The sequence below is a fragment of the Nocardiopsis ansamitocini genome (assembly GCF_030268225.1).
GTDB lineage: Bacteria > Actinomycetota > Actinomycetes > Streptosporangiales > Streptosporangiaceae > Nocardiopsis_D > Nocardiopsis_D ansamitocini.
Genome location: NZ_BSQG01000014.1, coordinates 1 through 24,452 on the forward strand (window position 1 = coordinate 1; position 24,452 = coordinate 24,452).

The 24,452-nt window shown below is 68.1% G+C and carries 19 protein-coding genes; 6 read left to right on the forward strand and 13 right to left on the reverse strand.

The features are described from left to right. The coding region (locus tag QSJ59_RS23240; protein WP_285761889.1) for a nitrate- and nitrite sensing domain-containing protein at positions 1-1,207 on the reverse strand (1,207 nt) is incomplete at its 3' end. A 627-nt stretch (positions 1,208-1,834) separates the two neighbouring features. Between QSJ59_RS23240 and QSJ59_RS23245 the strand changes: the two genes are divergently transcribed. Further along, positions 1,835-2,800 (forward strand): VanZ family protein, encoded by a 966-nt coding sequence (locus QSJ59_RS23245; protein ID WP_285761891.1) that lies wholly within the window; start codon positions 1,835-1,837, stop codon positions 2,798-2,800. A gap of 24 nt (positions 2,801-2,824) precedes the next feature. Here the strand turns inward: QSJ59_RS23245 and QSJ59_RS23250 are convergent, their stop codons facing one another. The 4 genes from QSJ59_RS23250 to QSJ59_RS23265 all read right to left on the reverse strand — a co-directional run bounded on the left by QSJ59_RS23250 (position 2,825) and on the right by QSJ59_RS23265 (position 7,942). Beyond that, on the reverse strand, positions 2,825-3,220 hold the full coding sequence (locus tag QSJ59_RS23250; RefSeq protein ID WP_285761892.1) for a DUF3592 domain-containing protein: 396 nt from the start codon (positions 3,218-3,220) through the stop codon (positions 2,825-2,827). 72 nt (positions 3,221-3,292) lie between these two features. Next, complete coding sequence (locus QSJ59_RS23255; RefSeq protein ID WP_285761893.1) at positions 3,293-3,967, reverse strand: hypothetical protein; 675 nt, start codon at positions 3,965-3,967, stop codon at positions 3,293-3,295. 31 nt (positions 3,968-3,998) lie between these two features. After that, on the reverse strand, positions 3,999-5,825 hold the full coding sequence (locus QSJ59_RS23260) for a substrate-binding and VWA domain-containing protein (protein ID WP_285761894.1): 1,827 nt from the start codon (positions 5,823-5,825) through the stop codon (positions 3,999-4,001). 677 nt (positions 5,826-6,502) lie between these two features. After that, complete coding sequence (locus QSJ59_RS23265; protein WP_285761896.1) at positions 6,503-7,942, reverse strand: GuaB1 family IMP dehydrogenase-related protein; 1,440 nt, start codon at positions 7,940-7,942, stop codon at positions 6,503-6,505. Between the two features lie 211 nt (positions 7,943-8,153). On the opposite strand from QSJ59_RS23265, the gene QSJ59_RS23270 reads away from it, so the two are divergent. Further along, positions 8,154-9,035, forward strand: a complete 882-nt coding sequence (locus tag QSJ59_RS23270; protein WP_285761897.1) for a CDP-alcohol phosphatidyltransferase family protein — start codon at positions 8,154-8,156, stop codon at positions 9,033-9,035. A 46-nt stretch (positions 9,036-9,081) separates the two neighbouring features. Here the strand turns inward: QSJ59_RS23270 and QSJ59_RS23275 are convergent, their stop codons facing one another. After that, positions 9,082-10,194, reverse strand: coding sequence for an acyltransferase family protein (locus tag QSJ59_RS23275; RefSeq protein ID WP_285761898.1), 1,113 nt, complete (start codon positions 10,192-10,194; stop codon positions 9,082-9,084). A gap of 313 nt (positions 10,195-10,507) precedes the next feature. Between QSJ59_RS23275 and QSJ59_RS23280 the strand changes: the two genes are divergently transcribed. Continuing rightward, entirely contained in the window at positions 10,508-12,202 is a 1,695-nt protein-coding gene (locus QSJ59_RS23280) for an amidohydrolase (protein ID WP_285761899.1), read from the forward strand. A gap of 74 nt (positions 12,203-12,276) precedes the next feature. Beyond that, complete coding sequence (locus tag QSJ59_RS23285) at positions 12,277-13,074, forward strand: M48 family metallopeptidase (RefSeq protein WP_285761900.1); 798 nt, start codon at positions 12,277-12,279, stop codon at positions 13,072-13,074. Positions 13,075-13,119: 45 nt separating this feature from the next. Here the strand turns inward: QSJ59_RS23285 and QSJ59_RS23290 are convergent, their stop codons facing one another. Continuing rightward, a complete protein-coding gene (locus QSJ59_RS23290) occupies positions 13,120-14,058 on the reverse strand; it encodes a threonine ammonia-lyase (protein ID WP_285761901.1) in 939 nt (312 codons plus the stop codon). Positions 14,059-14,108: 50 nt separating this feature from the next. Further along, a complete protein-coding gene (locus tag QSJ59_RS23295) occupies positions 14,109-16,286 on the reverse strand; it encodes an elongation factor G-like protein EF-G2 (RefSeq protein ID WP_285761902.1) in 2,178 nt (725 codons plus the stop codon). Positions 16,287-16,511: 225 nt separating this feature from the next. On the opposite strand from QSJ59_RS23295, the gene QSJ59_RS23300 reads away from it, so the two are divergent. Beyond that, complete coding sequence (locus QSJ59_RS23300) at positions 16,512-17,336, forward strand: alpha/beta hydrolase (protein ID WP_285761903.1); 825 nt, start codon at positions 16,512-16,514, stop codon at positions 17,334-17,336. 62 nt (positions 17,337-17,398) lie between these two features. Here QSJ59_RS23300 and QSJ59_RS23305 read toward each other — a convergent pair whose 3' ends face one another. The 5 genes from QSJ59_RS23305 to QSJ59_RS23325 form a co-directional block, all read right to left on the reverse strand. Next, positions 17,399-18,406 (reverse strand): coiled-coil domain-containing protein, encoded by a 1,008-nt coding sequence (locus QSJ59_RS23305; RefSeq protein WP_432707527.1) that lies wholly within the window; start codon positions 18,404-18,406, stop codon positions 17,399-17,401. A 148-nt stretch (positions 18,407-18,554) separates the two neighbouring features. Continuing rightward, a complete protein-coding gene (gene def / locus QSJ59_RS23310; protein WP_285761904.1) occupies positions 18,555-19,103 on the reverse strand; it encodes a peptide deformylase in 549 nt (182 codons plus the stop codon). Positions 19,104-19,172: 69 nt separating this feature from the next. Beyond that, positions 19,173-19,982: a nucleotidyltransferase domain-containing protein gene (locus QSJ59_RS23315; protein WP_285761989.1), complete on the reverse strand. Its 810-nt coding sequence runs from the start codon at positions 19,980-19,982 to the stop codon at positions 19,173-19,175. A gap of 213 nt (positions 19,983-20,195) precedes the next feature. Further along, entirely contained in the window at positions 20,196-21,014 is an 819-nt protein-coding gene (locus QSJ59_RS23320) for an MHYT domain-containing protein (RefSeq protein ID WP_285761905.1), read from the reverse strand. A gap of 223 nt (positions 21,015-21,237) precedes the next feature. Next, on the reverse strand, positions 21,238-22,521 hold the full coding sequence (locus QSJ59_RS23325; RefSeq protein ID WP_285761906.1) for a phosphotransferase: 1,284 nt from the start codon (positions 22,519-22,521) through the stop codon (positions 21,238-21,240). 969 nt (positions 22,522-23,490) lie between these two features. On the opposite strand from QSJ59_RS23325, the gene QSJ59_RS23330 reads away from it, so the two are divergent. Beyond that, entirely contained in the window at positions 23,491-24,171 is a 681-nt protein-coding gene (locus QSJ59_RS23330) for a sirohydrochlorin chelatase (RefSeq protein WP_285761907.1), read from the forward strand. Positions 24,172-24,452: the final 281 nt, after the last annotated feature.

The following is a 24,452-nucleotide window of genomic DNA, read 5'->3' on the forward strand; positions in this document are numbered from 1 at the left end:
CGACTTCGCCGATTTCGTCGTTGGCGACGTCGAGGTCGGGGACTTCGGTGTGGAGGTCGACGGGTTCGTTGCGGCCGAGGCGGTCGATGAGGGCGGGCAGGCGCCGGTCGGCCAACTCCTGCGTGCCGTCGCGCAACCGGTTGAGCCGGTCGACGACCTCGCGTGAGGAGCGCATCGCGAACACCGGGACCAGCACCGACACCAGGGCCACGCCCAGACTGCCCAGCACTGCGGTGAGAATCGCCTCGTCGGCGACCTCGTGCTGGATGATGTTGGACTGCTTGGCCTGGACCGAACCGATCTCGGTGTAGGTCGCCTTGATCGGCGCGTAGAGTTCGCGCCACTCCTGTTCGTCCACCGGCATGGACAGGTCCCGTTCGATCTCCCCGGTGAAGACGTTGTACTCGGCCGCGACCTCGCGCTGGACGATCGTGTCCATCAGTTTCGACAGTTCGATGTACTCGGGCTGTTCCCACAGCTCGGTCATCATCCTCTGCGGTTCGGGCGTGAGGTGCTTGTGGACCGTGGTCATCTGTTCGCGGTAGGACCCCACGAGCCGGATGAACTCCTGCTGGTCGGCGACGCTCAGCTCATCGGTGGCAAAGGCCCGGGACAACTGCGTGTCGGCCTGGGCGAACAGGTCCAGCGCCCGGAAACCGTAGGTCGCGCTCAGCCCCGGACCGATCGAGGCGGACGAGGGGATCCGACGGGCCTGGGTGTCGAAGAGGTCGGCGCCGGCCATGGTCAGACCGTTGTAGTACTCCTGGACCTCGCGCCGCGACGCCTGGCCCGCGTCCACCCGGGCGCGGACCTCGGGGATGGTGTCGAAGCGTTCCTGGAGGTCGGTGATCCGCGCCTGCACGGGCTCGGAGGCCAGCGGCATCACCTCGCGCAGCGAGCCCAGGACCTCGCTCATGAGTCCGTCGGCCTCTTCGCGGATCTCCCGGAGGGTTTCCCGGTGCTCGTCAGGGCGTTCCAGGTAGGCGATGGTCTCGGAGCGCTCGTCCATCACCGCCACGAGTGCGATGGCCGAGGGAAGCATCCGCTCCTCGCTGCTGTTGGCGACCACGTACTGCACGAAGGCGTTGTAGGCGAGGTAGCCGCTGACGATCAGCCACAGGACGACGAGGGCTGCCGTGGGCGCGAGGACGATTCTGCGGAGGCGGGACCTGATCGAGGTGTGCCGCCTCTTCTTGGTTTCCTGCACTGCTCTCCTATTGTCCGTTGACCTCTGCGCACGTCGGGACGCGGCGAAGAAGTGATCGACGCCGTGGGGGGATTGCGGCATCGGTGGATCCCATAGGGGTGGCGCGGATCCGTGTTCGCGCCGCGGCACGGGGGGTGAGTGTGCCGGGGCGCGTGCCGGTCGAAAGCCCTACTGATCCATCAGGGGGCGGGCCCAGGAATCCGGCCATCGGATCGTACCTTGCCCGGAAGAGACGCATTCACCACTTGATGGGGGTATCTGGGTAGTGGGTCCGGTCTGTACACCATGCCAACTGGATTTTTGTCGATGGTCTGCTTGACCGAATCTGCGTTGTTCCGGTGAATCGTGATTGCGAAGAACTACCGAATGGTTACCACCCGTCCGATGATTGGAGAATAAAGAAGGAGAGGGTGCGCCAGTCAGGGCCTATGCCGCCAATCTCCTGCGCTGGGACGGTTTTCCCGTTAGCCTTTTGGACTTATGGGAGGGTTTTTCGGCGGGTCGCCGGAGGTTGCGGGGATCGCGGTGCCCGGTGTCGTGTTCGTGACGCTGGTGGGATCCGCGCTTTTTCTGGCGCGTCAACATGATCGTTACGGTCGGCTCAGAGGATGGCCGGGACAGGTCACCATGGCCGTGCTCGCGGTGGGAGCCGGTTTGGTGGCCTATGCGGTCTGGCCGCTTCCCACGAGCATCGACGGTCTGTGTGCCCTCGACGGCGGCGCTGCCGTCGAGCTGATGCCCGGCGCCACCCTGTCGTTCTCGGACCCCGTGCGCGTCGTCGCCGGGATCGGCCTGTTCGCGTCGGTGGGCCTGCTCGCCCGTTACCGTTTCCGACGCGGTGCGCCGGCTGCCGCCGGCCTGGGGACAGGAATCGCCACAGTTGTGGAACTGGTCCAGTTCAGTGCGGTCGTCGGCCTCTACCCCTGCCCCTACCGGGTGGCCGCCGTCGACGACGTTCTGCTGGGAACGGTCGGAGCGCTGCTGGGGTGGGCGCTGGGACTGCCGGCGGTGCGATTGCTGCCGCGTGGCTGGCCGGCCGCGATCCCCGATTTCCTGCCACCGGGGTTGGCGCGTCGGGCACTGGGACACGCCCTCGACGTCGGCCTCTGGTTGTTCGGATCGCTCACCCTCGTCGCCGTTCTGACCGCGATCGGTCCGGTCGCCGCGGACGGTCCCGTTTCGACTGCCGTCCTCGTCACCCTCGCCGTCCTGGGCGGCCTGGTGCTCCCCCAGTTGCGTGCGGACCGTTGCCCGCCGGGCCGGGCAGCGGTGCGCCTGGCCCTGGTCGGGCCGGGCCCGCCCGCTCCGGCCGGGCGGTGGCGAACGTTTCTGCGCGCGGTACTGCTCTACGGCCCGGTGGTCACCCTGTTCGTGCTGGGCCTCCCGTGGTGGGCACTGGTGGTCGCCGCCATTCAGGGCTCCTGCGCTCTGGTCCGGGGCGACCAGGCCGGGCTCGCCGACCTGCTCGCCGGAACCCGGGTCGCAACCCGCGTCGTGGTGCGCGGTGGCCTGCCGGATGCATCGGTGCGCTATGTCCGGCCTTCCGAGAGCGGCCCCGGTCCCGTCGAGCGATCGCGGGTCGCCTCTTCGTGAACACGCCGCGCAAGGGATTCGTCGTCATGTCCAGGCGAAGAAGCCCAGCGCCGCGCCGATGATCACCAGGCCGCTCGCCAGGCCCATGAACATGCCGCGTGGCCACGCACTCAGCCAGGGCGCGGCCACCACCCTGGCCTTTTCGGGATGATCGGGGTTGTAGCAGACGGTGACGAGGTCACCGTAGCGGGCCGCCGCCCACGAGGTGTTGTCGTGCGTGGTCAGGACCTCTTCGCCCGACTCGGTGTGAAAGCGCACGATCATTCGCGAAGTGCCGCTGGTCTCCTGATAACCCACCACCCGGGCCTCGGTGTGCTCGCCGCGCGAGCGCAGCAGCCGGGCGCCGACGATGTCGCGCAGTAGCCAGGCCATTGCGGCCAGGCCGATCCCGATGGGCAGCAGCGGGTAGAGCAAATCCATGGCAACACCGTTGAGTGGTCGACGACAGTACGGTTTCGGTGGCCGCTCCCGACGGGACCGGCCACCGGACGGTCAGTGCGTGGGTTGGCCCGGTGGGGTCTCACCTGTGCCCAGAACGCCGTCGGCGATCTGTTCGCCGATGTCCACCCCGTAACCGATGCTCTCCAACTCGCCGGCGAGGTGCTCCACGGCTCCGGGGTCGGGGCGGGTGCTCAGGAGCGCCCGGAAGCGCCCGGTCGCCGCTTCGAGATCGTCGGTCGCCGCGTACATCCGGTGGCGGACCTCGCCGTGACGTCCTTGGAGGTACTGGGACTGCTCGTACCCTCCGGGGTGGGCGACCAGCGAGGAGACCCGATGTGCGATCTCCGCGGAACGTTCCACCAGGTGCTCGATCGAGTCGGCGATCTCGTTGACGCGCCAGACCATGCGGTGTGCGGTCTCCGACAACGGCCCCGTGAACAAGGGGGCCGCGAGTTCCTCGAACGCGACCGCGGCCTCGTGCGCACGCGTTGCGCAGGCGGCGTCGGGGTGGGCCGGCGCCGCCTGCGCGAGTCCGTGCGGGGACTGCCCCGCAGCAATGTCCCCGGGCTGGCTGAACAGGTAACCGAACACGACGACCGCGGTCAACCAGACGATGACGCCGATCACGACCGCCGCGTATACCGGTAGTCCGATTGCCCAGGCGAGGCCACCCGCGATGGCCCCGGAAAGGAGCCGCCACGGGTGGGTGAACTTCTGCGACTGCATGCCGTTGTCGTCCTCGTCGAATCGGGCGGGGCTAGAAGTTGGAGATCACGGCTTCGAAGATCTTGTCGATGCTCTCCGGATCGGAGGAGTCGTAGGCGGCGGCGTTGGTCGCCTTGGCGATCGCCTCCATCGTCTCCAGGTCGGCGCCCTCACCGTAGCCGATGGTGAAGATCCGGACCCCCTGCTCACCTGTCTCCACGCTGATCTGACCGATGAGGTCGTCCATGCTGATGCTGTTGGGGTCCTCGTTGCGGCCGTCGGTCAGGAACACCACGGCGTTGATGGCGTCGTCGCGGAAGTTCTCCGTGACCATCTCGTAGGAGGCCAGCGCGGTGTCGTACAGGCCGGTACCGCCGCCCGGGGGCAGACCCGAGATCTGCTCGGTCAGTTCCTCCCGTCGAGGAGAACCGTTGACCTGGGCGTCGAGCGGCCCCATCGGGACCAGTTCGCGCCAGTCCTGGCCGCCGTCCTCCAGATTGGTGCTGAACATCCACAGTCCCAGGTGGTCGGTGTCGGAGAACTGGTCGAGAGAGGCGGTGGCCGCTTCCTGGGCCAGGGACAGCTTGTTCTTGCCGGTGCCGCCGACTGCCTCCTGCATCGACCCGGAGGTGTCGATCACCAACAGGACGTTGGCGGGCTTACGCAGGTCGGCCCAGTTCTCCAGCATCTCGCCGAGCACACCCGACGACGGGGGAGTGAGCAGTTGCGTGGGTTCCTGAGCCAGTACGCCGTTGTCCTGGGTCAGCTCCTCGCCGGTCCCGCCCTCGGCGTCGCGGAAGAAGTTGTCCTTGAACTCCTGCTGGGCCTTCTCCGCCAGCAGGTACTCCAGGAATCCCTCGGCGGCCGGGCGCTTGGCGTCGTCGATCCAGTCCAGGACCACGTAGGGGTGGTCCGACATCAGGGTGCCCTCGTCGGGGTAGACCGCGGCCAGCGGGACGTTCGGCGCGCTTCCCTCACCTGCGGTCTCGGGGTTTCCGGTGGGGTTGCCCTGGTTGTAGTGCACGACCGACATCTCCTCCACCGCGACGGCGGAGATGTAGGAGAGTCCGCGCCCCTCGGCGTCGGCGCGCTGCAGGTTCGACAGGAATGTCAGGGTGATGTCGCCGTAGTGCACGATCGAGCGTTCCACACCGCTGACGAAGGCCCGGGTCTCGCTGTTCTCGATGTCGGCGGAGGTCAGGTCCGAGGTCAGGCCGGTGGCCGCGAAGTAGGAGCCGATCGTGGCGTTCAGACCGGAGGTGGAGTAGTTCGGGTTGGTCTTGCCCATGCGGAACTCCCCCCACTCCGGATGTCCGTAGGAAGCCCAGCCCTCGTCGTTCTCCGACAGCTCCAGAAGGTCCGACCAGCCGAGCTTCTCCTCGGGCCAGCCCAGAGCCTCGGCCATGGGCCGCGGCATGGCGATCACCAGCGGCGAATTGGCGATGGAGGGGGCGTCCTGGGGGAGCAGGCCCGCCATGTCACCGGCGGTGGCGCGGTCCCGGGCGATCTGCACCCACCCTGAACTGGCGGGGGACCACACGTCGGGCTGCGTGCCGTACTCGGCTTCGTCCCAGGTGCCGTTCTGCAGTGCTTCCAGGGTGACGCCGGAGGACTGGTCGATGATGGAGACCTCGGCGCAGCCGCCCTCGACCTTCGTGCCGCTGTAGTCCTCGGCGAACTGCTTCATCAGCCCGGCCTTCTCGGGGGAGGCCGCCACGGTCAGTTCGATCTTGTCGCCCGAGCAGCCCAGCAGGGAGGGGAGTTCCCCTCCGGTGGACACCCACCGAACCGCCGCGATGACCACGATCGCGACGACCGCCACGATGACGTAGGGAACCAACCGCCGGTGCAGTGGTGCTGGTGCTGCTTGGTATGACATCGGGTCCCGTCCCTCGGCTGCTTCTGCTCCCTTTAGAGGCAGGCTAGAGGTTCTGGGTTGCATTACGGACGCGAAATAGTGCAATCGCGGAGAAAGAAGATATCTGGCGGTATATATCGGATATGGGGAACCCTGCGCTCTCCAGCAGGAACAGTGCTCAGACAGGTGCGTCGGAGGTGGGGACCCGCGTTCCCAAACCGTTTTTCCACGAGACGGATCAGAGCGGAATGCACCTCCTCCACGGGACGGTCGGGGGGTGAGGGTCCGCCAGTCCGGCGCGACGGTCGACACCACTGTGAACAATGCCGAACCGGTGACCGCGACGTCGAGGTCACCGGGCAGTTCGCCCTCGTCGACCAGGTCCTCTAGCAGCTCCGGGATCACCCGGATGGCCTTGGCGCGGGTCTGGAGGACGGGTCTCGTACCATGCCTGGCCGGTCCGCCACGTCTCGGCCATCAGGAGCCGGGCCAGTGCCTCATGGGCGCCGACGGACTCCAGCTCCGCACGCAGGACCGCCGCAAGTGCCCGGCCGCGGCGGATAACGCGCGCACGCTGCCCGTGGGTATTGGCCCGAGGCGGACTGGGACACAGCTCACCCCGGGGCGGGGCTGCCCGGCAACCCACCCGGGCAGGGGCGCCGCCGCAGCGGGGTCCCTGCCCGGGTGGAAGCGAACGACTACCAGCTCGTCGGAACCGGCTGTCCCTCGCTGTATCCCGCCGCACTCTGCACCCCGACCGTCGCCCGCTCGCGGAACTCCTCCAGGGTCGTCGCGCCCGCATAGGTCATCGAGCTGCGCACCCCCGCCACGATCTCGTCGATCAGGTCCTCCACGCTTGGGCGCTCGGCGTCCAGATACATCCGACCGGTGGAGATGCCCTCCTCGAACAGCGCCTTGCGGGCACGGTCGAAGGGGGAGTCCTCGGCCGTGCGCAGCCGAACCGCGCGGGCCGAGGCCATGCCGAAGCTCTCCTTGTACAGCCGCCCCTGGGCATCGCGCAGGGCGTCGCCCGGAGACTCGTAGGTCCCCGCGAACCAGGAACCGATCATCACGTTGCTGGCGCCGGCGGCCAGCGCCAGGGCCACGTCGCGAGGGTGACGCACGCCGCCGTCGGCCCACACCGATCGGCCCAGCTCACGAGCGGCCTCGGCGCACTCCAGCACCGCAGAGAACTGCGGTCGGCCCACGGCGGTCATCATCCGTGTGGTGCACATGGCCCCGGGACCCACGCCGACCTTGACGATGTCGGCCCCGGCCTCGATCAGGTCCCGGGTTCCCTGCGCGGTCACGATGTTGCCCGCCACGATCGGCACGCCCGGCTCCAGGGCGCGCACCGTGCGCAGTGCGGAGAGCATCTTCTCCTGGTGCCCGTGGGCGGTGTCGATCACCAGCGCGTCGGCGCCGGCCGCCAGCAGCTCGGCCGCCTTGCCCGCGACGTCGCCGTTCACGCCGACCGCCGCGGCCACCCGCAGCCGGCCGGCGGCGTCCACGGCCGGCTGGTACATGGTCGCGCGCAGTGCTCCGGTCCGGGTCAGCACCCCGACCAGGGCCCCTTCGGGGTCCACCACCGGGGCGAGTCGGTGCCGGAAGTCGTGGAGAGTGTTGAACGCCTCCTTGGGGTCGGTGCCCGCGGCCACGGTCAAGAGGTCGCTGGACATGACCTCGCGCAGTTGGGTGAAGCGGTCCACCCCGGTGCAGTCGGCCTCGGTCACCACGCCGAGGGGGCGACGCTTGTCGTCGATGACGATGACAGCGTTGTGGGCCCGCTTGGGCAGCAGGTTCAGCGCGTCGCCGACCGTACCCTCCGGGCCGAGCGTGATCGGGGTGTCGTGCACCAGGCTTCGCTGCTTGGTCCAGGCGATGACGTCGGTGACCACATCGATGGGGATGTCTTGGGGAATAACGGTGATCCCGCCGCGTCGTGCTACGGTCTCGGCCATCCGACGTCCGGCAACCGCGGTCATGTTCGCCACGACGATCGGGATGGTCGTGCCGGTACCGTCATGTGATGCCACATCGACATGCATCCTGGACTCCACGGCGGAGCGCCTGGGAACCATGAACACGTCGCTGTAGGTCAGATCCTGAGTCGGAACCTGGTTGTTCAGAAAGCGCACGCTGCTCCTCGGTCGTCGCGGCCGGGGGCGGGGACTGCGGGCGCCGGCCTGGACACACCCCGAGTACGCCCCTCCATTACTTCTTGATTATGTCCGCGCAGACCGTGACGTGTGGCACCGGCCCGGTCGCGTCCGGAGCCCACCCACGCCTTCCCCCGCGCGCGTCGCACGTGCGGCGGTTTCCGCGCCGGGGCCCTCGCAGGAGAGATTGATGACGCGCTTCACGCTCGATGACGTCCGGGAGCGGACCTACAAGCAACGCGATGCCTGGTGGACGGTCTTCCTGGTCGACCCCTTGGCCGGTCGGCTGGTGGTTGCGACGGCCAACCGCACGTCCCTCACCCCCAACCAGCTCACGGTCGGAGCAGGACTGTTCGGCCTGGGCTCGGCGATCTGCTTCGCCATGGCCACCTGGCCGTGGCTGGTGGCCGGGGCCCTGCTCTTCCACCTCAGTTTCGTACTGGACTGCATGGACGGCAAGATCGCCCGTCTGAAGGGCACCGGCACGGTGTTCGGTGCGTGGGTGGACTTCGTCTTCGACCGGATCCGGTTCTTCGGGTGCATGCTCGCGCTCATGATCGGCCAGTGGCTGCACACCGGTGAGATCGTCTACCTGCTGCTGGCCCCGGTCGCGACCTTCGTCGACCTGTTGCGCTACCTCAACGGCCCCCAGATGGGCAAGACCCGGGCAACCATGCGCACCCGCCTCGCCGAGGCCGAGGCGACCGGTACCGTCACGGTGCAGGACACCGACCCCGAGGCCATCGAGGCCGCGCCGATGGCGGGCGACGAGGGCGACGAGGGCGACAGCGCGGCCCAGCCGGCACAGTCCAAGGGCAGGCTCGCGCGCATGAGCGCCGCGCTGCGACGCCACCGGGTCCGTATGCACCTGTTCAGCGGCATCGAGTTCGAGATGTTCGTCTGCGTCGTTGCACCGCTCACAGCGGTCGTCTCCCTGTTCACGCCGCTGGACAGCCTCATCGTCGCGGTCGTGGTGCTCTCCTGTGCGGCACTGCTGGTGTTCGAAGCGGCACTGGTCGCCCGGTTGTGGGCGGAGACCCGCCGGTTCGAGAAGAAGATTCGCACCTACTGAGGGCTGCGCCGCCGAGGTCGGAGGAACGACCTCGGCGGCGCTGTGCTCAACCGCCGGCAGGAGCGGTCGCGCGCTCGTCGGTCCTGCGCCCGTCCGACGCCGCCGTCACAGGGGGGTCGTCGGGTTTGATGAGCCAGTCCGCCCGGGGTTCCACGACGGGGCGCAGGACGGCCCGCAGCGGGCCCCAGCACAGCAGCAGTGTCAGGGCCACCGCCATCACGATGTTCAGGGCCAGCGCGGCGAGCCCGTCGGCCAGGGAGTACCAGCCGAAGTGCTTGATCACCTGGAGGACGAGGCCGTGGCCCAGGTAGACGAAGAGCGTGTAGGCACCCAGCCGGGTGAAGACCGTGCGCCGACGGGGCACCGCCGCCAGGAACGCCGCGGTCATCACCAGCGCAGCGATCATGAGGGCGACGCGTAGCACCAGTGCCGGGCCGAGAGGGTCGATGTCGCGGTCGAGCAGGCTCTCGCGCCAGTACAGCGATTCCACCGACAGCCGCTGGGAGACCGGGACCGCCACCGCCGCTGCCGCCACGAGGACCAGCCACCCCACGATCCGCACCCAGATCGGCTTGAGCAGGTCGAAGTGTTCCCGACGCAACACGAGGCCGATCACGAAGAACGGCAGCATGGACAGGACCCTGCCGATTCCCAGCGCCGAGCCGACGTTCACGAAGGCCGTTGCCAGCGAGATCGCCACGGCCACCGCGACCGGCCAGCGCAACTGGTTCCACACCGGAACGCTCAGTCGCCAGATGAACAGGGCCACCAGGAACCACAGGGTCCAGGTGGGGGTCAAGGGGGAGTCGGGGGAACCGCGGTCCATCAACTCGGCCAGTCCCACGTGGATGACCCAGAAGATCAGATAGGGCACGGCCAGCGCCAGGACCAGCTTCTCCACCCGCCGGGGAGAGGCGTCGAAGGACCTCGACAGGTAGCCGCTGATCAGGATGAAGGCCGGCATGTGGAAGACGTAGATCCACAGGTAGAGCGTGTCCGCGCCGAGAGAGCCCCGCAATGGGCCGATCGAGTGTCCGATCACCACGAGAACGATCAGGAGGAACTTCGCGTTGTCCAGAAGCGAGTCGCGTCCTTGACCGCTGGGCGGTGGTGCGGCGGAAACGGGGTCGGGCTTGGCGGCGATGGGAGTCGGGGCCACGAGATCTCCGGGGCTGTTGTCGCACGGTCACTTAGAGGAACGTGCTGTGATTTGGCCAAGGTGAACCTGGGAATCTGCTGGGATTAGGATCTAGAGGGTACCCCTCGGACACGTCTCAAACGTTGTCCGATGGTAGAAAGTGAGTTTTGCCCGTGTCATGTGCGGTTGTGAGTCACGGGAGACCGCAGGAGTAGGCTCACTTGCCGGTCGCCGTGATTGAGATCTGTGCCCGCAGGCGAGACAATCGCCGGGGTGGCTGGTCCTCGGGCTGTATTCATGGCCGCCGTCGCGGTCCCTGTCGGAAAACGATGTCATGAAGGCGGTGGCGGCAGTGCCCCAGGCGGTCGATCCCCAGCGTGTCGCCGAACACGGCGGCGAGGTCATGCGGCTCGTCGACGAGATCTTCCCCCTCGTCGAGGGGTTCTACGTGGACCTGCACCGCAACCCTGAACTGTCGCACCAGGAGAACCGCACCGCCCGCGCGGTCGCCGAGTGGCTGTCCCGAGCCGGTTTCGAGGTCGAGACCAACATCGGCGGAACCGGCGTGGTGGGGGTGCTGCGCAACGGCGACGGCCCCACGGTGCTGTTGCGCGGGGACATGGACGCCCTGCCCATCGAGGAACAGACCGATCTGCCCTACGCCAGCACCGCACGAGGGGTGGACGCCGACGGTCAGGACGTGCCGATCATGCACGCCTGTGGACACGACGCCCATACCGCCTGCCTGGTCGGTACCGCCGACCTGCTCGCCAGCTCCCGCGACAACTGGCGCGGCACCCTCATGATCGTCGCCCAGCCCGGCGAGGAGACGCTCGACGGGGCCGAGGGAATGCTCCAGGACGGGCTCTACGAGCGCTTCGGCCGACCCGACATCGCGCTGGGGCAGCACGTCGGCCCCCAGCCGGCCGGCATGATCGTGCACCGCGCGGGCGTCATCCTGGCCTCGTCGGCCACCTACCGGGTGCGGATCTTCGGACAGGGCGGTCACGGGTCCCAGCCGCACACCACCATCGATCCGGTCGTCATCGCCGCGACCATCGTCACCCGGCTGCAGGCCATCGTCGCGCGAGAGATCAACCCCAGCGAGATGGCCGTCATCACCGTCGGGGTGCTACGGGCAGGGAGCAAGGCCAACGTCATCCCCGACGAGGCCTACCTGGAGATCGACACCCGCGCTCTCAACAACAAGGTCGCCGAGCAATTGCGCGCCTCCATCGAGCGCGTCATCACGGGGGAGGCCAGGGCGGCCAACGCGCCCCGCGACCCCGAGATCACCCTCACCCACTCCGGCGGCGTCACCCGCAACGACCCCGGGCACACCCGGGCGCTTTCCGCCGCGCACCGCGCCTACTTCGGCGACGCCTACGTGGTGGACATGCCGGAGCCCTTCACCGCGACCGAGGACTTCGGCCGGTTCGGGCTGCCCGACGATCCCAACCCCATCCCCTACGTCTTCTGGTTCGTGGGGGCCACCCCCCACGAGGTCTGGGCGGCGGCGCCGGGCACCACCCCCTTCGACAAGATCACCGGTGTGCCGGGCAGCCACTCCGCGCGCTTCGCCCCTGACCGCGAGCCCACACTGCGCGCCGGCCTTGCCGCGCTGACGCTGGGCGCGCTGTCCTACTTGGCCGCACCCACGACGGAAGACGACTCCGACGACCCGCACGCCTTCGTCCCCACGGCGTGGTCGGAGACGGAGGCTGCTGCGCCCGCGGCCGACGACTGGGACGATGAGAATCCGGTCGAATCCACTCAGAACGCAGACATGGACGCCCTGCTCGGCGACGACGAGGACGAGGGCGAGTCCACCCAGAGCGCGGGACCGGAGGATTTCTTCGACGATCCGCCCCCGCCCATGCGCGGACCGACCCAGGGCACGCAGACCGGACCCTCGGATTCGTTCCGCCCTCCGTCGGGTCCCGCCTACTACGCGCCGCCCCCTTCCGGATCCCCGATTCAGGCACCGCCACCCCTTCCCGGCACCGATCCCGACGACTACCGGATCTGATCCCGGTACGACCGATCCCCTGACCCGACCTGGCGAACCGGCCGCGGGAGCATCCCGCACAACAGAACGGCCTCATGACAGTGTGGCTATGGGGAGATCGCCTGAGACGGCGGGCCCTGCGGCATCCGCAGGAGAATCTGCTGCTCTGGATCTGTGTGGCGGTCACTGCGCTCACCCTGGTCGGCGCGGCCAACCGGGCGATCGAGGGTGACACGGGGCAGCCACTCATCATCCTCGGGATCCCCGCCCTCGTCTTCTTCGTGCGGGGTCAGCTCTATGCCAGACAACGGGTCAACGGGGTGCGCATCACCGAGCGCCAGTTCCCCGAAGCGCACCGGATGGTCGTGGACGCCGCCCGGGCGTTCGACCTGCCGAGAGTGCCCGATGCCTACGTCGTGCTGGGCAACGGCCAGATCAACGCTTTCGCCTCCGGCCACGGGTTCCGGCGCTACGTCGCCCTCAACAGCGATCTGTTCGAGATCGGCGGACGGCTCCGCGACCCCGACGGGTTGCGTTTCATCATCGGCCACGAGGTCGGCCACATCGCTGCCGGGCACAGCTCCTTCTGGCGGCAGTTGGGCATCTCCATCGCCAACATCATCCCGGGAATCGGCAGTTCCCTGGGGCGTGCGCAGGAGTACACCGCCGACAACCACGCCTACCAGTTCTGTCCGGAGGGGATGGAGGGCCTGCGCGTGCTCGCTGCCGGAAAGTACCTGTACCGGGAGGTCGACTTCGACGAGATCGTCGCGCAGGCCGAGGTCGACCAGGGGTTCTTCGTGATGCTGGTGAACTTCCTGTCCACCCATCCGATCAACACCTGGCGGTTCGCCGCGCTCAAGGACCGAACCCAGCCGGGCCGGGTCTTCTGACGTCCGACTTCGGGCGCCGGCCCCCACGGCCCGGCGCCCGGGCCGTTACAGGGACCCAACCAATTCGGGGTCGAAGTTGTTGCCGGTCAGCACGGTCGCCACCCGGCCTCCGGGGATGCTCCGGTCGGCCAGGGCGGCGATTCCCACCGCCGCGGAAGGCTCCACGATCAGCCCCAGGCAGTCGCGCAGCAGCCGCAGCGCGTCGAGGATCGCCTTCTCGTCGACGACCAGCATGTCGTCCACCACCTGGCCCATCCAATTCACCGCCTCGGCCACCGCGACCCGTACGGCAATGCCGTCCGCGCTCGTGCGGACGGTCTCGGTGGACAAAGGCGCCCCTGAACGCCAACTGTGCGCCATTACCGGTGCACCCGCCGGGACCACCCCGATCACCCGGGTCTGGGGCGAGCGCGACTTGAGCCAGCGCCCGATTCCCGAGATGAGCGCCCCGTTGCCGACCGGCACCAGAACCGCGTCCAATCGCAGCGGTGCCAGTTCCAGCCCGATCGTCCCTGCGCCCTCGGCGATCCGGGGTTCCCGGCCGTCTTCGACGAACACGCACTCCTCGCGCCCCTCGGCGTAGGCGCGGGCTGCTTCTTTCGCGCTGTCGAAGTCCGCACCCTCGACCACGACGCGGGCTCCCAACTCGCGCATCCGGGCGATCTTGGTGGGACTGGCGGTCTTCGCGGCGAACACCCGGACCGACAGTCCGCGCTCGCGGGCCACGTAGGCCAGGCCCTGACCGAAGTTCCCAGCGGACGCACAGACGATGGCGCGGGTTTCCTCGGTGTCGCGCAGCAAAAAGTCAGCGCCACGGCCTTTGAAGGAGCGGATCGGATTGAGAGTCTCAAGCTTGAGAATCGTTTCTCTCCCCACCCGCCTGGACAATGTTTCGTCGCAGATCTGTGGAGTATTTCGAAAAATAGGGTTGATGATCCGGGAAGCAGCTTCGATTCGGTCCAAACGGAGGGTATCGATCGACATGTGCGCATGGTAGATCCACCCGTGTCTTTACGGGGCGAATTCGGTGACGCTTATCGCCGTCCGGCAGCAATCCCCTCACCCTCGGCGGCCTCGGCATACCGGTGCGCAAGCTGCGTAGGCAGCGGCTCGTGCCGCAGGTAGTCACGGCTGAAGGCGCCCGTCCCATGGGACAGGGAGCGCAGGTCCACGGCGTACCGTGCGATTTCCAACTGCGGGACCTCGGCCTTGATCAGGATGCGTCCCCCGGGTGCCGGTTCGCTGCTGACCACTCGCCCGCGGCGTGCGGACAAGTCGCTCATCACCGCTCCCATGCAATCGTCGGCCACCAGTACCGACACCAGATCCACCGGTTCCAGGACGCACACCCGGGTGCTTTCGGCGGCGTCCTTGAGCGCCAGGCGCCCTGCCTTCTGGAACGCCATGTCGGAGGAGTCCACCGAGTGGGCCTTCCCGTCGTAGAGCGTCACCCGCACATCCACCATCGGATACCCCGACAGCACGCCCAGCTCCATCTGCGCACGTACACCCTTCTCCACCGAGGGGACGTACTGACGGGGAACCACTCCGCCGACGATTTCGTCCACGAACTCCACTCCGGCTCCCGACGGCAACGGCTCCACCTTGATCCGGCAGATGCCGTACTCGCCGTGTCCGCCGCTCTGTTTGACGTTGCGTCCCAGTCCGCGGGACTCGACAGAGAAGGTCTCCCTCAAGGGAACGCGGACCGCGTCCGTCTCCACGGCGACCCCGTAACGGTTGCTGAAGCGGTCCAGGGTGAGGTCGAGATGGGCCTCACCCATGCACCACAGCACCATCTGATGGGTCTCGGGATTGACCTCCACGCGCAGCGTCGAGTCCTCGGAGGTCAGCCGGGAAAGCGCCTGGACGAGCCGCTCCTCGTCGGCATCGTGGACGGCATGCACCGCGGTGGGCAGCAGCGGATCGGGAAAAGCCCAGGGCGTCATGCACAGGGGAGCGTCCTTCTCCGAGAGGGTGTCGCCGGTCTCCGCCCGCGTCAGCTTGGCGACCGCACACACGTCCCCCGCGACGACCGCGCCGACCGGATCGGTGCGCCGGCCGGTGGGGACGGTCAGCGGCCCCACCCGCTCGTCCGCCTCGTGGTCCTGGCGCCCCCGGGCGGCCGACCCGTGCCCGCACACGTGCACGACGGTGTCGGGGCGAAGGGTGCCGGAGAACACCCGGACCAGACTCACCCGGCCGACATAGGGATCGGTGACCGTCTTGACCACCTCTGCCAGCAAGCGGCCGTCGGGGTCGCAGGACAGGGCAGGGGCAGGCCGACCGTCCGCCCGGGTAAACGGGGGCAGTGGCCGTTCTGCGGGGGACGGGCAGGCCAGCGGCAGTTCTGCGCGCAGTTCTGCGACCCCGACCCCGCTCAGTGCCGACAGCGCCAGGACCGGGTGGAAACCGCCCCGTGCCACCGCCGCCTCCAGGTCGGCGACCAGCATCGCCCGGTCCAGGTCCTCACCGGCCATGTAGCGATCCATGAGCGTCTCGTCCTCGCTCTCCTGGATAACGCCCTCGATCAGTTCTGTGCGCAGCTCTTCGTTCCGGGCCACCAGCTCCTCCGGTGGTTCTCCCTCGACCCGGGAACCGGAGGAGTAGTCGTGGTAGCGCTGGGAGAGCAGACCGAGGAGACCACCGACCGACCGTTCGTCCCCCTCCCCGGTCATCACCGGTACGTAAGCCGGGACCACGCCGGGGCCGAACACCTCCCGACACTGCTCGACCACCCCGGCGAAGTCCGCACGGTGGTGGTCGATCTTCGTGACCGCCACCGCCCGGGGCATGCCCAACACGGCGCATTCCTCCCACAGCAGTCGAGTGCGCCCGTCGATACCGTCGGTCGCCGAGACCACGAACAGGGCTGCATCGGCGGCGCGCAGTCCGGCGCGCAGTTCGCCCACGAAGTCGACGTAGCCGGGGGTGTCCAGGAGGTTGACCTTGACATCACCCACCCAGACGGGCGCGACGTCGAGGTTGACCGAGCGTTGCTGCCGGGCCTCCGCCTCGTCGTGGTCGCTGACGGTCGTGCCCTCCTCGACCCGCCCGGCCCGATTGAGCACCCCCGACTCCACGAGGAGCGCTTCCACCAGGGTGGTCTTTCCGGAACCGGAAGGACCGACCAGTACTACGTTGCGGATGTTCTGTGGTCGGCTTGCCCTGGGGCCCCTCCCGTCGGCCGCCGAACCGGATCTGTCCGCCATGCTCACCACTCCCCACGGGGTGACGTCGCTGCCCCGCCCCGGATGTGACGTGGGCCATTACCACCGTTACTCGCATACCCAAAGATGACAAGAGGGATGCGAGGTCAGAAGTCCGGCAGGCGTCCGCCGGGCGGATGAGGAGCCCGCAACCGCGCGGGCGGGATTGGGGACAGGGGACACGTTCCGCCGGTTCGTTCCCGGGACCGAACGGGCACGATGGAACGTGTGTCCGATCTACTGCATGATCAGCTCCCACGTCCGGAACCACGCAGGCAGCGGCTGACCACGAGCGACGGGGTCCACATCGACTCGGTGTTGCGCAAAGTGGGAACCAGGACGGCCGCGGTCGTCCTGGCCAACGGGTTCACCGGTACCTGGCGCAGCCCCAACACCACCATGATCGCCGACCGGATGCTGGCGGTCGGCGACGTCATGACGTTCGACTTCCGCGGTCACTACGATTCCAGCGGTGAGTGCACGGTGGGGGACCAGGAGGTCCTCGACCTCGAAGCAGTGGTCGCCCACCTGCGCGAAATCGGCTATACCCGGATCGCCACCGTGGGCTTCTCCATGGGAGCGGCCGTGGCGGTGCGGCACGCGGGGATGTTCGGCGGGGTGAGCGCGGTGGTCGCGGTCAGCGGTCCCAGCCGCTGGTTCTACCGGGGGACCGCGCGGATGCGGTTGCTGACCTTCGGTGTCGAACAGCCGGTGGGCCGGCTGTTCCTGCGACTGGCCCGCAAGGTCCGCGTGGTGAGGCGCACCTGGGAGGTCATACCGCCCGACCCCACCGAGCTCGCCGGGGCCATCGCCCCCGCCGGACTGCTCGTGGTGCACGGCGACGCCGACAGCTACTTCCCGGTCGAGCATGCCCGCCGCATCCACGAGGCGGCCGCCGATCCCAAGGAGCTGTGGATCGAACCGGGAATGGGACATGCCGAAAGAGCCATGACCCCGAAGCGGGCCGAACGCGTTGCCGTGTGGCTGGAGCCCTTCCTGTGTTCTGCTTCCGATCCCGCAGGGCCTGCCGGAGATGACCGCAGGGACGAGTGACCCGGTCGTGTGCGCCCCCCGGATCCAGGGAAACGAGCCGGCGGGCGCACACGGCGCCGTCTCTAGTAGGAAGAGACGTGCGGGTGGTCGTAGTGGTTCTGGGTGATGCTGCCCCGGTCCGACATCGGCTTCCAGCCGGCGCCGGGGTTGCGGGAGTCCCAGATCTTCTGTTCCCAGATCACGTACATCACGCCGAGGCGGTCGGCGTTGTTCTTGGCGTACTCGGCGATCTGGGTGCCCAACTGCTGGTTCGCCGCGCTGGGCGCCGCACCACCGGCGCTCATCATGAAGTCGCAGGCGCGTCCGGACCCGTGCTCGCCGGAGTCGCCGGGGCGCAGGCAGCCCACGGGGTAGGGAGCGCCGAACTCGCCGATGATCTCGTCGCGGATGGCCGCCATCCGTGGGGTCACGCCGTCGAAACCGGGGCCCCGCGCACTGTCGGGAACAGACCCGTTGCCGCTCCCGCCACCGCTGCCACCGCCGCCGGCGGCGGGCTCGGGTACCTGCTCGGCCTCGTACTTCGCGATTTTTTCCTTGACCTCGTCGCGCTGGCCCTTCAGCTCGTCGACCAGTTCCTTGGCCTCCTTGAGCTTGCTCTTGGCCTCCTTGTCGGCCTCCTCGGCCTCGACCTGCACCTCTTGAAGGTTGCTGACCCGGGAGCCGTTGCTGTGCGAGATCTGGCCGAGCAGGGCTGCGTCGCCGAGCATGTCGTCGGGCGAGCTGCTCAACGCGATCTCGATGGAGGGGTCGAGTCCGCTGCTCTTGTACTGGGCCGCGGCGAGGCTGGCCACGCTTCCACGCGAGGACTTCAGTCGGCGCTCGATTTTCTCCAGCTTGGCCTCGGCCTTTTCGGCCTCCTGCTTCGCGCTGGTGTACTGGCGAAGCTCGCCGTCGTACTCCTCTTCCAGCGTCTCGGCCTGCTCGTTGAGTTCTTCGAGGGTGATTTCCTCGTCTTCCGGGTCGGCGTGCGCGGTGGCCGGCAGTGCGACCAGCGCCGCGGTGAGCAGCGCGGTGACGACGGCGCCGCGACGGCGGGCACGCGTGAAGACGGGTTCGTGGTTTCTGATCACAGTGAGTTGCTCCGTGGGGCGGACCTGTGGCCTCGCTTCGAAGGGGCGAATAGTTCCGGTGGGCCACGTGATGCTTCAGCAGACCCTACGAGATCTCCCCGTTATCTGCCTAGTCGGTGTCCTAATTTGTGACCTTAAAAGTCCGAAACTACCCCAAACCACCAAAAGCTGACGGGAGAGTACTGGGGGCCGGCGCCTGCGTGCGCAGGAACCACTCGGCCCTGCGGACCTCGCCCATCGCCTCCCTGCGGCTGTCCCGGTCCAGCCGGTCGAGGTAGAGCATGCCGTCGAGGTGATCGGTCTCATGCTGGAGGCAGCGTGCCAGCAGCCCACTGCCCTTTACGGTGACGGGTTCGTTGCGCAGGTCGACTCCGTTGACCACGGCATACTGCGAGCGCTTGGTGGGGTACCAGAGCCCGGGTACGGAGAGGCAGCCTTCGTTGCCGTCCTGGATTTCTTCCGAGCGCTCCACGACCACGGGGTTGATCACGTAGCCGATGTCACCCTCGACGCTATAGCTGAACGCGCGCAGCCCGACCCCGATCTGGGTGGCGGCGACCCCTGCCCGGCCAGGGGCGTCAACGGTGTCCAAAAGGTCGCGGACCAGGGCTTCGGTATGACGATCGAACGTGGTGATCGGGGTTGTCGGCGCGGTGAGGACGGGCTCGCCGAAGAGGACGATGGGGCGCTTGGTCATGGCTCACAGGTTAGCCCCGCCGGATCGGCCGGAGACTGCGGCGATCGAGGGCGAGCGGGCGCAACGGCGTCAGGCCGGACTGGTGGCCAACGCGTCGTCCAGCACCATCTCGATGTAGTCCAGTGCCGCACGCCGCCGTGCCAGCGCGTTCTCGTACAGCGAGGGCAGCGCCGAGTTCCGGCGTACGCGTAGGCACTCGTTGACAATGCGTTCCCAGCGGTCGGGGAAGGCGTGCAGCGCGTAGAAGCCGGCCCCCGATTTCGAGGTGATCTCCCCGGTGCGCAGGGTGAAGTGCAGCCGGCTCACACTGAGCACGCTCCAGGACGGGGCCAGCGACCCCAGGGCGGCCAGGCCGCGCGGTGTGACCAGGCGTCCGGCCTTGGCCCGCCAGCGTCGCCAGTGCTGGTCGAGGCTGCCCAGCGACCATGCCTGCAGGCTTGCGCGCTCGTCCCAGACGTCCAGTTCGAGCGGGTGCGGTCCGCGGACGGGGACTCCGCGCTCGGCGAGCACGTGCCAGGTCACCGGGTTGACGTCGGCACCCGCCCTGGTCCGGAAACGCCCGCCCAGCACCGAGGCCACCGGCCCACAGTGCTGAGGGTCGTGGGTGAGGTCGTCCCAGGCCACGTGGATACCGTTGAACTGGGGGTGGGGGAACCGGGACCGCATCCTGGAGTGCACCCGCCGCAGCGCGGCGTTCTGGGCACAGTCCAGGCGCTGACGGGTCACCACCACGAAGTCGACGTCGCTGGTCCGGGGCCGGTAATCGCCAAGGGCCACCGAACCGGTGAGGTAGAGGCCTTCGACCAGGCCGGGCGCCTCCTGGTCGGCATCGAGGAGGAAGGCCTCCGCCACAGTTCGCGCCTGCGGGTGGACAGCCATCGTCAACTCCAGTTCGATCCGGTGGTGGCGGGTGCCATCGGTCGGGGTGGCTGGTGACGGGCACATCGGCCGACTCGTCAGGGCGGCCCCGCGGCCCCGCGTCTTTACCCAACAGTGTGGGAGCCGAGCCTGCCGATGGCAAGTGAACGCGGTCGAACCGCACCCGTTCACCCCATCGATGGTGGTGCACGCACCACCATCGGGACGCGTGGGTCAGCGCCGTTCGTGCCGGCCACCGGAAGCGCCGGGCGAGAAGGAGGCGTCGCCGTCGAGGGCCGCTGAGGTGAGCCGGTTCAACTCGGCGGTCACCCGCTGTTCCTCGGCGACCTCCTCCGCGCTCGGGGACAGGATGACGACGAGTGCCAACAGCACCGAGAACACGGTCAGGGCCACACTGAGCGGAACGAAGACGTCTGACGCTCCAGCGCCGTCCAGCGCCGTCAGCGCCGCGGTCGTCCCGGTGTGGGCTTCAACCCCCATGCCCAGCATTCCCACGTAGTGCATCGAGGAGACGGCGACGCCCATCACCAGCGCCGCGCCGACGGTGGCCAGCTTGCCCCGTACGTTCAGGATCGCCCACAGCGCGGCGGTCGCCGCCACGACAGCGATCACCACCGCAACGGCCACGAACACGTAGTCGTGCGTCAGGTGACCGTTGAGCCGCATCGAGGCCACGCCCGTGTAGTGCATGCCCGCCACCCCCAGGCCGGTGATCGTGCCGGCGAGCAGCAGTGATTTGGCGCTCTGGTCCAGCAGGGTCACCATGGTGAGTCCGACGCCCACGAATGCGGTCGCCAGCAGCGCGCTGAGGACGGTGAGCAGCATGTCGTAGCGGATGGAGACGCCCGGGGCGCCGAAGCCGACCATCGCGATGAAGTGCATCGCCCAGATCCCGGTGAAACCGATGGAGATCGCGCCGACTCCGAGCCAGACCCACCGGATCGCCCCCTCTCCAGTTCGCGCCCTTGAGGTTGCTGCCAGCCCGAGCAGTGACCCGACGAACGAGACCAGGTAGGCCAGGCCCGGAGTCACGAAGCCATAAGAGAAATGCTGGATTTCCTGCATTAGCTCATCACGTTTCTTGGGGGAAGGGACTAAAGTCTTTTTTGCTGATTACCGTGAGTAAACGCAGTCGTTGATTAAGAAATGAATTCTTTTTGGACTCAAAACAAAATCAATGACTTGACTTGCGGAAACATTAACTCGCTGCGAGTGGCTGTGAGCGGTGTGCAATGCCGACCGACACGGAGCGGAATCAGTCCGCTGCCAGTAGCTCCTCGGCCAGCCCGACCATGGACTCCGCTCGCGTGTCCCAGTTGGGCGCGCCGGTGCAGAAGGGCTCCCCGGCCCGACGCAGTAATGAGGCTGCGGTGAATACCCCGAGGCCGCGTCGCACCGCCAATGCCAGATCCGGTGTCGATTCGTCCACGTAGCCCGCAAGAAGCGGCCCCAGGGTCGCAGTCGGGTCGGTTCCCATCGCGCGCCCGTGGAGGTAATCGGCCGCCGCGAAGTCGGCGAGATCCGAGGCGGGATGTGCCATGCGCACCCGGTCCAGGTCGACCAGGGCCAGGCCCTGCTCGCCGCGCACCACCTGCTCGGCGCGGAAGTCGCCGTGCGACAGTACCTGCGGGGCCGCCAAGCTCCGCAACGCCTCCCCGCACCGCCGTGCGACCGCCTCCGCCCGGGCTGCCAAGCCGGGGAGGATGCCGGCCAGGACGGTGGCGGCGGCCACCGGCGCCCCGGAAGCGTCGGACCGGGAGAGTTCCCGCGGTGGTGTCACGGCATGGATCCGGGCGAGGAGCCCGCCGGCTTCGCGAAGAGCCTCCTCGCGTTCTCCCGTCACCCGGTCCAGCGGTTCGCCCGGTGTCCAGCTCAGTGCCAGCAGTCCGTACCGGCTCACCCGGACCAGGTCCGGTACCGGTAGCCCGGCTGCCGCCAGCGCCAGGTAGGCGGCGACGTTGACGCTGCCGGCATAGGCGCGGACCACGTGTCGCGGTGTGTGCCAGGCGTCGTCGACGCGCCCCACCCAGCGTCGTCCCGGTTGGTAGGCGAGGGTGTGCACCGAACTTCCCGGCCCTGCCGCGAAACCGTGTGGGCTGGATGCGAAGTGCCGGGCCGCGGGAACGGAGCGGTCGTCCACCGGGGGGCCCATTACCACGCCGGTGGCGGGGTCGTTGAGCGGTCCGCGCAGTCGGGGGTCGACGAGAGCGTTCACGTCCACCGAGTGTGCTCCCGGCTGTGGAGCCCATCTGCGCGCGTAGTCGGCCTCCTCGGCGATCCGAGTACCGCTGTCCCCTGCCGAGAACGCACGCGCGAAGGCCCACTCGGGACCGCTCGGGTAGTCGAGCACCAGCCCTGCGGTCAACCGGACGCCCGGTTGATAGTGCAGGTAGGCCGCGCGTGCGGCGGACGGTCGCTCGACGCCGCGAGGAAGTAGCGCGTGGACCGCGTCCAGAACGGCCGTGGGGTCGAGCAGCACGCCCAGTCCGGGGATCCCGGGGTCGCGGCGGATCAGTTCGTCATGGGCGCTTTGGGCCACCAGCACTCCTCCTGTGTTCGTCCCGGCCCGCCGGCAGGGCGCGCCACTGTGTCCTGACCGGGGTCTTCCTGGCAACGCGGTCGGTCAACCCTCCGGGGATCACCTACTGTTGCTCCGCGTATCACCGCCTGGCCGTCCCAGATCCCCGTCGTCGATCCGTTGTGCCAGTTCAGCGAGGTTGTGTGGTTGTCGCTCGCCATGATCGACGCCGCCGTGCCCCCATTACTCCTGTCGGGCACGGCCGGTTGTGGCCGATCGTTCTCGGCTCCCTACTGACCAGGTGCGTACCGGTCAAGCGCCCGGATGTGCCGCGAAGAAGCCGCTTGCCGGGGCAGCGCGTGAAACGGTTCCCATCGCTAGTCGTTTCCCAAGGTGAATCAGCTCGGTTAAATCCCGAGAAGGCTGATAACTGCCCGCTGACCTGCGATAAGCCGGTTGCCAGAGGGGTGGGGAATTGCTGGTGGGGCTGGGGTGAATTCTTTGAGTTTCCGCTAATTTGCGATCCGACCGTGGGAGAAAATGTTAAATCGTGGTCGCAGATGGGTATTTTCAAGTTCCCCGGCGCCGTTCTTGGCAATGGCGAACGCCTGTCGGCCGGAATCTCTCTAGAGAGGTTGGTAATTAGGAGTGCTCAGGTCCTCCATTGCCCCAGTGGGGCTGGGTTCGGCTTTAGGGAGAACGCGTGTCGAGTGATCGGCGTAACATCCCTGTGATCTGGAAAAGCCAATTGCTCTCGGTTATCCTCAGCGGAGTGCGGTTGTTCGGTGCAGGTAGAGCGGGTGGGATTCCTCTCGTTTCCGCGCCAGAGTGGTCGCGCAAACGGTCTTTCGCGGTCCCTTTGAACAGGGTTGATGTTGTCATTGCACGCTGTTTTCACGTGTGTAACACGGCTTCATTCGTGTGAAACCCCTGCTCATTAGCCTCGGCATTAACGAGCAGGGGTACTCGGTGGTTTTGGAGGAGGCGGATATGGTCCCGACCATGGTTCTCGTAGCAGACGGTTCACGTGACGCGCATCGCAAGGAGGCGCTGCGCGACCTGGCCGACGCTGTAGCCGAACGCGGGGAGGCCCCCGTGCTGACGGCCTTTGGTACTCGTGCTGAACTCCAGGCGACGGTGGAGGCCGTCGACGGTCCCCTGGTGGCGGTCCCCGCCTTCCTCGCCGGCGGGGACATGGCCAGCGCACAACTGTTCGCCGAGCTCAACATCGCCGACCGCTTCGACGCCTGCGCAACCGCGCCGCTGGGAGCGGTCCCCTCGATCGTCGCCAAGCTCGTGGGCCGACTGCGTGCCGCGGGCTGGCGTTCCGGGGACGGTGTCGTCCTCGCGGCCGACGCCGGCCCCGGCAACGACGACCGCCGCCAGGTGACCGATGTCGCCCGCATGCTGAGCCGCCGCGTCCAGGCCCCGGTCCAGATCGGCTATCTCAACGCCTGGGCGCCCTCGGTCTCCGATGCCGTGGACCGGCTGCGCCGCAACGGCCACCAGCGGGTCGCCGTCGCCACCTGGCAGCTGGTGGAGGGGGCGGACCTCGACCGCCTTCGCGACATCGGTGCCACGAGCGTCACCGCCCCGCTTGGGCCCTCCCCGGTCGTCATCGACACCCTGCTGGCACAGCACCGTGCGGCGAAGGCCAGGCTTGCCGCCTGACCCCGTGCTTCGGTCGGTCATGGGAACGCCGACCGGGGATCAGCGCCGCGCCCTCGCCAGAGGAAAGCACGCGGTACCCCGCGTGGTCCGGCTCGAACCGAGCCGGACCCGTCGCGTGCAAACGGCAACGACGACGCGCCCGGTTCCGTGGACAGGAGCCGGCCGTGACCCGGTGCACGGTTTCCGCAGCCCCGATCTTCCGGCAGGCGACGCGGACCGGTGCCACGCCGTTGAGGAACGAGCAGGGGCCGGAGTGGGCCCGCCGAACCACCGCGTACCCA